Raw genomic sequence first — 10,054 nt, forward strand, 5'->3', positions numbered from 1 at the left:
TGCGTGGCGGTACTTCGTTACCTTACCTAATCGTTAACGTTTTCTTGACGGTGAGACGGCGGCCGGGAGGGTCACCAGGACGGCGGAACCGACTCCGCTTCCTGACGCGCACCGAGCTGCGCCTAAGGTTGCTCCTGCACTCAGGGACCTGTCCGAAGTCGCCCGCCACTCGCCCGACGTCAGGCCCCCGAGGACCCCAGGACCACCGCACGGCACACCGAGGCCGGCAAGGACCACAAGGACAGCGATGCCCGCGAACACCACCGCCACGTCGGGTGGCCGCACGGCCGGCCGCAAGAAGGGGCGCCGTCTCCGCCTGTTCGTCATCGTCCTCGCGGTGGCCCTCGTGGCGGGCCTCGGCTTCGGCGCCTGGTGGAGCATCAGCACCGTGCGTGCCTCCCTTCCGCAGGTGAAGGGTTCGCTCACCCTCGACGGCCTCTCCGCGCCCGTGGACGTACGCCGGGACGCCCAGGGCATCCCGCAGATCTACGCCGACACCGCCGAGGACCTGTTCCGCGCGCAGGGCTACGTCCAGGCGCAGGACCGGTTCTGGGAGATGGACGTACGCCGCCATCTGACCTCGGGCCGGCTGTCCGAGATGTTCGGCAAGGGGCAGGTCGACACCGACGCGTTCCTGCGCACCCTCGGCTGGCGCCGGGTCGCGCAGCAGGAGTACGACGAGGAGCTCTCCGCCGAGACGAAGAAGTACCTGCAGGCGTACGCGGAGGGCGTCAACGCCTACCTCGACGTCGAGGACGGCAAGGCGCGCAAGTCCGGCGAGGACATCTCGGTCGAGTACGCGGCCCTCGGCTTCACCACCGACTACGAGATCGAGGAGTGGACCCCGGTCGACTCGGTGGCCTGGCTCAAGGCGATGGCCTGGGACCTGCGCGGCAACATGCAGGACGAGATCGACCGCTCGCTGATGTACAGCCGGCTCGGCCCGAAGCAGATCGCCGAGCTCTATCCCGGCTACCCGTACAAGACGCACGAACCGATCGTGCAGGAAGGCGCGGTCGACGGCGCCACGGACACGTACGAGCCGAAGGCCTCCGCCACCCGTGGCCAGGCGGGTTCCGGCTCCGCGAACGGCCTGCAGAGCGGTGAGACGGGCGCGGCCCTGGGCACCCAGCTCGCCGGCCTCTCGAAGGTCCTCGAGAACATGCCCGACGCTCTCGGCCCCAACGGCAACGGCATCGGCTCCAACTCCTGGGTGGTCTCCGGCAAGCACACCACCAGCGGAAAGCCGCTGCTCGCCAACGACCCGCACCTCGCGCCCATGCTGCCCTCGCTCTGGTACCAGATGGGCCTGCACTGCCGCAGCATCAGCGAGAAGTGCCAGTACGACGTCTCCGGCTACACCTTCTCCGGCATGCCCGGCGTGATCATCGGCCACAACCAGGAGATCGCCTGGGGCATGACCAACCTCGGTGCCGACGTCACCGACCTGTACCTGGAGAAGATCCAGGGCGACGGCTATCTGCGCGACGGCAAGGTGCAGCCGTTCGAGACCCGCAAGGAGACCATCGAGGTCGCCGGCGGCAGGAGCCGCAGCATCACCGTCCGCGAGACCGACAACGGCCCGCTGGTCTCCGACCGCAGCGAGGAGCTCAGGGACGTCGGCGAGGAGGCGCCCGTCGAGAGCGCGGCCCCCGACCGCGCCGACGGCTACGCGATCGCGCTGCGCTGGACCGCCCTCGACCCGGGCCGCTCCATGGACGCCGTGTTCAGCCTCAACCGGGCCACGGACTTCAAGCAGTTCCGGGCCGCGGCCGCCCTCTTCGAGGTCCCCTCGCAGAACCTGATCTACGCGGACCGCGAGGGCAACATCGGCTACCAGGCGCCCGGCCGGATTCCCACGCGCGCCGAAGGCCACGACGGCACCCTGCCCGCGCCCGGCTGGGACTCCGGCTACGACTGGACCGGCTTCATCCCGCAGAAGGCACTGCCCTACGAGTACAACCCGAAGCGCGGCTACATCGTCACCGCCAACCAGGCCGTCGTCGACGAGTCGTACCCGTACCCGATGACCCGGGACTGGGGCTACGGCGCCCGAAGCCAGCGCATCAACGACCTCATCGAGTCGAAGATCGAGGGTCGCGGCAAGGTCTCGACCGAGGACATGCGCACGATGCAGATGGACTCGCGCAACGAGATCGCGGTGAAGCTGACGCCCCTGCTGCTCAAGGTCGACATCGAGGACCCGGACGTACGCGACGGCCAGCAGCTCCTGGAGGGCTGGGACTACACGCAGAGCCCGGACTCGGCGGCCGCCGCGTACTTCAACGCCGTGTGGCGCAACATCCTCAAGCTCGCCTTCGGCGACAAGCTGCCCAAGGAGCTGCGGGTCGAGGGCGACTGCATCAGCGTCGAGCCCGCCGACAAGACCGGCCCGGTCGACGACCCCGACGCCCGCGTACGCGAGTGCGGCCAGCGGGACCCGGACGCGGCGCAGCCGGACGGCGGCGACCGCTGGTTCGAGGTGGTGCGCCGGCTCGTCGACGACGAGGACAGCCAGTGGTGGCACACCGACGCCACCCGCACCGATCCGGCGACCAAGACCCGTGACCAGCTGTTCGCGCGGGCCATGGAGGACGCCCGCTGGGAGCTGACCGCCGAGCTCGGCAAGGACATGGACACCTGGAGCTGGGGCCGGCTGCACACCCTGGAGCTGAAGAACCAGACCATCGGCACCGAGGGCCCCGGCTTCATGCAGTGGCTGCTCAACCGCGGCCCGTACGAGCTCGGCGGCGGCGAGGCCGCGGTCGACGCGACCGGCTGGAACGCGGCCGGCGGCTACTCGGTGATCTGGGTGCCGTCGATGCGGATGGTGGTCAGCCTCGCCGACTTCGACAAGTCGAAGTGGGTCAACCTGACCGGTGCGTCGGGGCACGCGTACAGCCCCAACTACACCGACCAGACCGAGAAGTGGGTCAACGGCGAGCTGTACGACTGGGCGTACGGGGACGAGGCGGTCGAGGAGGCCACCGAGAACCACCTGGTGCTCAAGCCGTGAGGCCCTGACGAAGGCCGCTCAGAACGTACGCACCCCCGCGGGGGTGACCACCGCGTGCACGGGGTGGTCGTGCGGTTCCGCCGGAACCCGCGCGACCACCTCGTTCTCGTAGAGCAGCACCACGAGCCGCGGATGCGCACCGGCCCGCTCGAGCCGCGCCAGCACCCGGTCGTACGAGCCGCCGCCGCGCCCGAGCCGCATGCCGCGCCCGTCGACGGCGAGGCCCGGCAGCAGGACCGCATCGGCCCGTGTGACGGCCTCGGGGCCGAGTCGCTCGCCGTCGGGTTCGAGCAGGCCGCGGGAGGCCGGCGAGAGCCGATCGGCGCCTTCGTACGCGGCCCAGTCGAGGTCGTTGTCCGCGAGCAGCACGGGCAGCAGCACCCGTACGCCGCGCTCGCGCAGGGCATCGAGCAGCACCCGCGTGCCGGGTTCGCGGCCCACGGAGACATACGCGGCGACCACCGCGCCCGGGGTGTTCAGGGCGGGCAGCGCGAGCGCCCGCTCGCTCAGCGCGGCGGCCGCCACCTGCACGTCATCCGCCGTCAAGCCTTTCCTCATGTCGAGGAGTTCCCGGCGCAACCCGGCCTTGGCAGTCTTGTCGTCGCTCACGCGCCCGGCGGTGTCGTCGGGCCTGCGGTCGGGGTCGATTGTCACAGGTCGTCCACACCGATCACGTCCAAAGCACCTCAAAGGGAATCAACTGAGCGGAACCAAATGTTCCGCCCGTTCTCAGCGGATATGGTGCGGGGCATGACTGAGCGCCCCACCATCACCAAGGCTGTCATCCCGGCAGCAGGTCTCGGCACCCGCTTCCTGCCGGCCACCAAGGCGACCCCGAAGGAGATGCTTCCGGTCGTCGACAAGCCGGCCATCCAGTACGTGGTGGAGGAGGCCGTGGCGGCGGGTCTGTCCGATGTCCTGATGATCACCGGCCGCAACAAGCGCCCGCTCGAGGACCACTTCGACCGCAACTACGAGCTGGAGAACGCCCTGGAGAAGAAGGGCGACGAGAGCCGCCTCGCCAGGGTCCGGGAATCCAGCGACCTGGCCACCATGCACTACGTGCGCCAGGGCGACCCCAGGGGACTCGGCCACGCCGTCCTGTGCGCCGCCCCGCACGTCGGCCAGGAGCCCTTCGCCGTCCTCCTCGGCGACGACCTGATCGACGCCCGCGACCCGCTCCTCAAGCGCATGGTCGAGGTCCAGGCCCGTGAAGGCGGCAGCGTCATCGCCCTCATGGAGGTCGACCCCGCGCAGATCCACCTCTACGGCTGCGCGGCCGTCAAGCCGACCGGCGAGGACGACGTCGTCGAGATCACCGGCCTGGTCGAGAAGCCCGACGCCGCCGAGGCACCCAGCAACCTCGCGATCATCGGCCGCTATGTACTCGCCCCGGAGATCTTCGCCATACTGCGTGAGACCGAGCCCGGCCGCGGCGGCGAGATCCAGCTCACCGACGCCCTGCAGAAGCTCGCGACGTCCGACGAGGGCGGACCGGTGCACGGCGTGGTCTTCGACGGACGGCGCTACGACACCGGGGACCGCGGCGACTACCTGCGCGCCATTGTCAGACTCGCGTGCGAACGTGAAGACCTGGGCCCGGAGTTCAGGACCTGGCTTCGCAGTTACGTCGACGAGGAGATGCAGCAGTCTTGACCAGCACCACGGATCAGGCCGCCCCCGTGTGGTCGGTGACCGAGCACCTCGAGGACATCCTGGCGACCGTACGGCCGCTGGAGCCCATCGAGCTGCAGCTCCTCGACGCCCAGGGCTGTGTCCTCGTCGACGACGTCACCGTCCCGCTCTCCCTGCCGCCCTTCGACAACAGCTCCATGGACGGATACGCCGTCCGGACCGCCGATGTCGAAGGCGCCAGCGAGGAGTTCCCCGCCGTACTGGACGTCATCGGGGACGTCGCGGCGGGCAGCGCGGGCGGACTGACCGTGGGCGCGGGCCAGGCCGCGCGCATCATGACCGGCGCACCGCTGCCGCCCGGCGCGGAGGCGGTCGTCCCGGTCGAATGGACCGACGGCGGGCTCGGCGCCGGGCCCGCCGGCAGCATGACCCCGCACAGCGCCTCGCCCGAGGGCGCCACCGGCCAGGTGCGCGTGCACCGGCCCGCCGCCGCCCGCGCGCATGTCCGCGCCCAGGGCAGCGATGTGCGGGCCGGGGAGCGGGCGCTCGCCGCGGGCACCGTGCTCGGGCCCCCGCAGATCGCGCTGCTCGCCGCGATCGGCCGCGCCACCGTGCGCGTACGGCCGCGGCCGCGGGTGGTCGTCATGTCCACCGGCAGCGAACTGACCCAGCCCGGTGAAGGCCTCGGCACCGGGCAGATCTACGACTCCAACTCCTTCGCCCTGACCGCCGCCGCGCGCGACGCGGGCGCCATCGCCTATCGAGTCGGCGCGGTCGACGACGATGCCGAGACCCTGCGCTCCACCATCGAGGACCAGCTGATCCGCGCGGACCTCCTGGTCACCACGGGCGGCGTCAGCGTCGGCGCGTACGACGTGGTCAAGGAGGCGCTGCAGGGAGCCGGGGACTGGGGGGAAGGGGCCGGGGAGGGCGCCGGGATCGAGTTCCGCAAGCTGGCCATGCAGCCGGGCAAGCCCCAGGGCTTCGGCACGATCGGCCCCGAGCACACGCCGCTGCTCGCCCTGCCGGGCAACCCCGTCTCGTCGTACGTCTCCTTCGAACTCTTCGTACGGCCCGCGATCCGCGCCCTCATGGGGCTGAAGGACGTCAGCCGGCCGAGCATCCGGGCCGCCCTGGAGTGCGAGGAGCCGCTGTCCTCGCCGAAGGGCAAACGGCAGTTCCTGCGCGGGGCCCACGACGCGGAGGCGGGCGTGGTCCGGCCGGTCGGCGGCTCAGGATCACACCTGATCGCGGCCCTCGCGCAGGCCGATGCGCTGATCGTCATCCCCGAGGACACGGCGGAGGTCGCCCCCGGCACGGAACTGGAGGTCGTCCTGCTCGGCTGACCGCCGCGCTCGGGCTGGCCCACCTGCCCCGCCTGCCCCACCTGCCCCACCCGGCCCCGCGCCGTCGTCCGCGCGCCCATGGCCCGTCCCTGCGCTCCCGGGGGCGGCCCGGCGCCCGAGACGGGTACCGTGTCGCCCACACACGGCCCGCGGCACGGCCCCCGCACAGGGCCCGGCCCGGCCGCCGATGGCCCGGACGGGAGCGCAGCAGCACATGAGCACGCAGGACCGCGACTTGTCACTCACCCATATCGACGAGGCGGGCGCCGCCCGCATGGTCGACGTATCCGGGAAAGACGTGACCGAGCGCATCGCCCGCGCCTCGGGCCGCGTGCTCACCTCGCCCCAGGTGATCGCGCTGCTGCGCGGCGAGGGCATGCCGAAGGGCGACGCGCTCGCCACCGCCCGCATCGCCGGGATCATGGGCGCCAAGAAGTGCCCGGACCTCATCCCGCTGTGCCACCCGCTGGACGTCTCCGGCGTCAAGCTCGACCTCTCGGTCGCCGACGATGCGGTGGAGATCCAGGCCACGGTGAAGACGACCGGCCGTACCGGCGTAGAGATGGAGGCCCTCACAGCCGTCTCGGTCGCGGGCCTCACGGTCGTCGACATGATCAAGGCCGTGGACAAGGGCGCCGTCATCACGGACGTACGGGTGGAGTCCAAGGCGGGCGGGAAGTCGGGCGACTGGAGCCGAGGATGAGCGGCGCACCGCAGGCAGCCGGGGCTGGTTCGGCGGACCGTCCGGGCATCGCGTCCGCGCCCCCGTTCCCCGGAGACGCCGGCGCGCTCGGTCCCGCCTTGCTGGCCCCGTACGCCGCCTTGGTCGTCACGGCCTCGAACCGAGCGTCCTCGGGTGTCTACCCGGACAAGGGCGGGCCGATCCTGGCAGAGGGACTCGCAAGTCTCGGCTTCGCGGTCGACGGCCCGCTGGTCGTCCCGGACGGCGACCCGGTGGAGCAAGCGCTGCGGGCCGGTTCCGCAGCAGGCTACGACGTGATCCTCACCACCGGAGGCACCGGGATCTCGCCCACGGACAGGACCCCCGAAGCCACTCGTCGCGTCGTCGACTACGAGGTGCCCGGGATCCCGGAGGCCGTACGGGCGTTCAGCCTCGACAAGGTGCCGACCGCGGCGCTGTCCCGGGGCCTCGCGGGGGTCGCCGGCCAGACGCTGATCGTCAACCTGCCGGGGTCGACCGGGGGCGTGCGCGATGGTCTCGGCGTACTCCAACCGATCCTCGTCCACGCGGTCGACCAGATCCGCGGGGGCGACCACCCCAGGCCCGGGAGCCCGAGCTGAACAGCACCGTCTGGCCCGTGCGGCTGGTGGACCAGGACGTGGTCCTCCGGCCCATCAAGATGCGCGACCACAGCGCCTGGCGCGAGGTCAATCGCCGCAACCGCGACTGGCTGCGTCCCTGGGAGGCGACGGTCCCGCCGCCCGCGCCCGGCGGCCCGCCCGTGCACCGGCCGACGTACCGGCAGATGGTCCGCCATCTGCGCGCGGAGGCCAACGCGGGCCGGATGCTGCCGTTCGTCATCGACTACCAGGGCCGGCTCGTCGGACAGCTCACGGTCGCCGGGATCACCTGGGGTTCCATGTGTTCGGGCCATATCGGCTACTGGGTGGACCAGTCCGTCGCGGGCCGAGGCGTCATGCCGACCTCCGTCGCCCTCGTGGTCGACCATTGCTTTCGTACCGTCGGCCTGCACCGCATCGAAGTCTGCATTCGCCCCGAGAACATCCCGAGCCGCCGCGTCGTGGAGAAACTCGGATTCCGCTCGGAAGGCCTGCGCCCGCGCTATCTCCACATCGACGGGGGCTGGCGCGACCATCTCGTCTTCGCCCTCACCGCCGAAGAGGTACCCGAGGGGCTGCTCGCGCGCTGGCAGCAGACGCGCCGGCTCGCGGGCCGTGACCAGGACACGTGACCAGGGCGTGTGGCCGGAACAAATAAAATATTTGTTCGAAATGAGTGCCACTTGGGTGTGAATATGCCGGGAATCGAAGCCTGCTGATCGGATCAGTCACAAAAAAAGTTCGAGATATCAGCCAGATCGTGCGACACACCGGCCCAATTGGCAGATGGCCCCACCGAAACCCCTCTACCGTGTGAGGCGTGAGCAGCAGCGGCCTCATCTACGCAGTCATCGTCGGGGCCTGGGCCGCCTACTTGGTGCCGATGTGGCTCCGTAGGCAGGACGAGCTCAACGAAGCCCGTCCGACGGAACGCTTCAGCACCGCCATCCGTCTGCTGTCCGGACGGGCGGGCATGGAGCGCCGCTACGCCAAGGGCCTCAAGGGCCGAGGCGAGAGCGACGAGCCCGGGTCGGAGCCGGCCGACACGGATCCCCTGGCGGGATCCGTCGACGTCCGGTCCTTCGCCGCACCCTCATCCGCGGAACCCCCGGAAGAAGCGGACGGGGACCCCCGCGATGCCCGCGATGTTCGCGATCCCCACGAAGCCCGCGATGCCCGTGATGTTCGCGATCCCCACGAAGCCCGCGATGCCCGCGATGTTCGCGATCCCCACGAAGCCCGCCCCGTCGACCCGCAGGCCGCCGCACGTGCCCGGCGCTCGAAGGTGCTCGCGCGCCGCCGGCGTACGACGATGCTGCTCTTCCTCGCGTTCACCCTCGGCTCGGTCGTCGCCGCGGTCGGTGGACTCCACCTCCTGTGGGCGCCCGCCGTCCCCGCCGTCCTCCTGAGCGCGTACATCCTGCACCTGCGCGCCCAGGAACGCCGCCGCTTCGCCTACGTCATGGACCGCCGCCGCGCCGAACAGGCCGCCCGCCGCCTGCGCGAACGCAGCGCCGCACAGCGCCGCGAGCAGGCCGCCCGCCAGGAGCCCGCGGGCCCCGACCTCGCGGCGGACCGGCGCGCCCTGGTCGAACAGACCGACCACGCCGAGTGGGTCGACCAGCAGCGCGAGCGGGGTGGAGCGCGCGGCGACAGCTGGGACCCGGTCCCGGTCCCGCTCCCCACCTACGTCACCGCCCCGGTCGCCCCGCGCGCCCACGGCGAGGTCGACCTCGGCGCCCCGGACACCTGGAGCTCGGCCCGCTCGTCCTCGGCGGACACCTCCACCCGAGGCCGTGCCGCCCGCGCACCCGAAGGCGCCGCGCCCGCCGAGCACACCGAAGCCCAGGCCCCTGGCCCCCAGGCCCCCGACCCGCGGCAGGCCAAGCCCGCAGGGCCCCGCCCGGAGCGCCCCTCGGAAGCCCAGGCCGCCGCCCGCCGCGCCGCCTCCGGCCGCCGCTCCCGCGAGCGCGGCCGCACCCCGCTCTTCGACCAGTACGCGGACCCGGAACGCCCACGCGCGGCCAACGAGTGACCCCTGATCCGGACCGCCCATCTGACCAGCGCGGAACGGATTTTTGAGTACCCGGATCGGGGTGCTAGAGTTTCACTCGTTGCAAGGGCCTGTGGCGCAGTCTGGTAGCGCACCTCGTTCGCATCGAGGGGGTCTGGGGTTCAAATCCCCACAGGTCCACCGCAGCGCCGTTCACGAGTCAACTCGTAGGCGGTTCACGAGATCCCGTCCGATCACTTCGATCGGGCGGGATCTCGTCGTTTCCGGGCTCGTCGGGCGTTGAAGTCGGTCTGCCTTCGGTCCTGTGCTCTGTCGGAGAGCGGTGCTGATTCGCGCGATGCGCCCCTGGTGAGACATCCAGTGCGACTATCCGGAAACTCTCGATGCCGTCGCCTGTCGTGCCGAGATTGTGGAAGATCTCCAGAACGCTCTGCCGGGCTGCGGCTGATCCGCCGTCCTTCAGCACGATCAGCCGGATCGTGCAGTTCTCTGAAGCTCGGACCGTCTCTCCAGCCACGGGGTGTTGTCCAGCCGCACGGTGTCGTCGCCGAGGTCCATGGCCCACACGCCCGCCGGCGGTCACCGGATCCGGACGGTGGCGCAGGTGAACGTCCGTGTCCTGGAGCAGCGCCAGGGTGACTGCGATGCCAGTCAGCTCATCGGCATCCTTTGGACTGCGCAGGCGCTGAGTTCCTAACTGACGTCAAGTAGTTCGTGGTGTTCTTGAGGGTCGGTTCGTAG

9 protein-coding genes and 1 tRNA gene are annotated in these 10,054 nt (G+C 71.0%); 8 read left to right on the plus strand and 2 right to left on the minus strand.

Annotation, left to right across the window (positions count from 1 at the left end; translation table 11 throughout):
- Positions 1 to 247: 247 nt before the first annotated feature.
- Entirely contained in the window at positions 248 to 3,016 is a 2,769-nt protein-coding gene (locus ACLF6P_RS12435) for a penicillin acylase family protein (RefSeq protein ID WP_415950167.1), read from the plus strand.
- 18 nt (positions 3,017 to 3,034) lie between these two features.
- On the opposite strand, the gene ACLF6P_RS12440 is transcribed toward ACLF6P_RS12435, so the two are convergent.
- Positions 3,035 to 3,664: a 5-formyltetrahydrofolate cyclo-ligase gene (locus tag ACLF6P_RS12440; RefSeq protein WP_415950196.1), complete on the minus strand. Its 630-nt coding sequence runs from the start codon at positions 3,662 to 3,664 to the stop codon at positions 3,035 to 3,037.
- Positions 3,665 to 3,766: 102 nt separating this feature from the next.
- On the opposite strand from ACLF6P_RS12440, the gene galU reads away from it, so the two are divergent.
- The 7 genes from galU (at position 3,767) to ACLF6P_RS12475 (ending at position 9,493) form a co-directional block, all read left to right on the plus strand.
- A complete protein-coding gene (gene galU / locus ACLF6P_RS12445; protein WP_415950168.1) occupies positions 3,767 to 4,672 on the plus strand; it encodes a UTP--glucose-1-phosphate uridylyltransferase GalU in 906 nt (301 codons plus the stop codon).
- Positions 4,669 to 5,997, plus strand: coding sequence for a molybdotransferase-like divisome protein Glp (gene glp / locus ACLF6P_RS12450; RefSeq protein ID WP_415950170.1), 1,329 nt, complete (start codon positions 4,669 to 4,671; stop codon positions 5,995 to 5,997). Before galU ends, glp begins: the two co-directional genes overlap by 4 nt.
- A gap of 214 nt (positions 5,998 to 6,211) precedes the next feature.
- The gene (gene moaC, locus ACLF6P_RS12455) at positions 6,212 to 6,700 is read left to right on the plus strand and encodes a cyclic pyranopterin monophosphate synthase MoaC (RefSeq protein WP_415950172.1); all 489 of its coding nucleotides are present in this window, start codon (positions 6,212 to 6,214) and stop codon (positions 6,698 to 6,700) included.
- A 98-nt stretch (positions 6,701 to 6,798) separates the two neighbouring features.
- On the plus strand, positions 6,799 to 7,299 hold the full coding sequence (locus tag ACLF6P_RS12460) for a MogA/MoaB family molybdenum cofactor biosynthesis protein (protein WP_415950197.1): 501 nt from the start codon (positions 6,799 to 6,801) through the stop codon (positions 7,297 to 7,299).
- A gap of 17 nt (positions 7,300 to 7,316) precedes the next feature.
- A complete protein-coding gene (locus ACLF6P_RS12465; protein ID WP_415950173.1) occupies positions 7,317 to 7,931 on the plus strand; it encodes a GNAT family N-acetyltransferase in 615 nt (204 codons plus the stop codon).
- A 188-nt stretch (positions 7,932 to 8,119) separates the two neighbouring features.
- Positions 8,120 to 9,334, plus strand: coding sequence for a divisome protein SepX/GlpR (sepX, locus tag ACLF6P_RS12470; RefSeq protein WP_415950174.1), 1,215 nt, complete (start codon positions 8,120 to 8,122; stop codon positions 9,332 to 9,334).
- Between the two features lie 85 nt (positions 9,335 to 9,419).
- Positions 9,420 to 9,493: transfer RNA gene (locus tag ACLF6P_RS12475), tRNA-Ala, on the plus strand.
- A gap of 19 nt (positions 9,494 to 9,512) precedes the next feature.
- On the opposite strand, the gene ACLF6P_RS12480 is transcribed toward ACLF6P_RS12475, so the two are convergent.
- Entirely contained in the window at positions 9,513 to 9,896 is a 384-nt protein-coding gene (locus tag ACLF6P_RS12480) for a DUF4265 domain-containing protein (RefSeq protein WP_415950175.1), read from the minus strand.
- Positions 9,897 to 10,054: the final 158 nt, after the last annotated feature.

Source organism: Streptomyces lothianensis, assembly GCF_047779955.1.
Lineage (GTDB): Bacteria > Actinomycetota > Actinomycetes > Streptomycetales > Streptomycetaceae > Streptomyces.

Bases quoted from the DNA above. Each gene is read 5' to 3' on its own strand.
- galU (WP_415950168.1), top strand. From the start codon at position 3,767: ATGACTGAGCGCCCCACCATCACCAAGGCTGTCATCCCGGCAGCAGGT.
- moaC (WP_415950172.1), top strand. From the start codon at position 6,212: ATGAGCACGCAGGACCGCGACTTGTCACTCACCCATATCGACGAGGCG.
- ACLF6P_RS12435 (WP_415950167.1), top strand. From the start codon at position 248: ATGCCCGCGAACACCACCGCCACGTCGGGTGGCCGCACGGCCGGCCGC.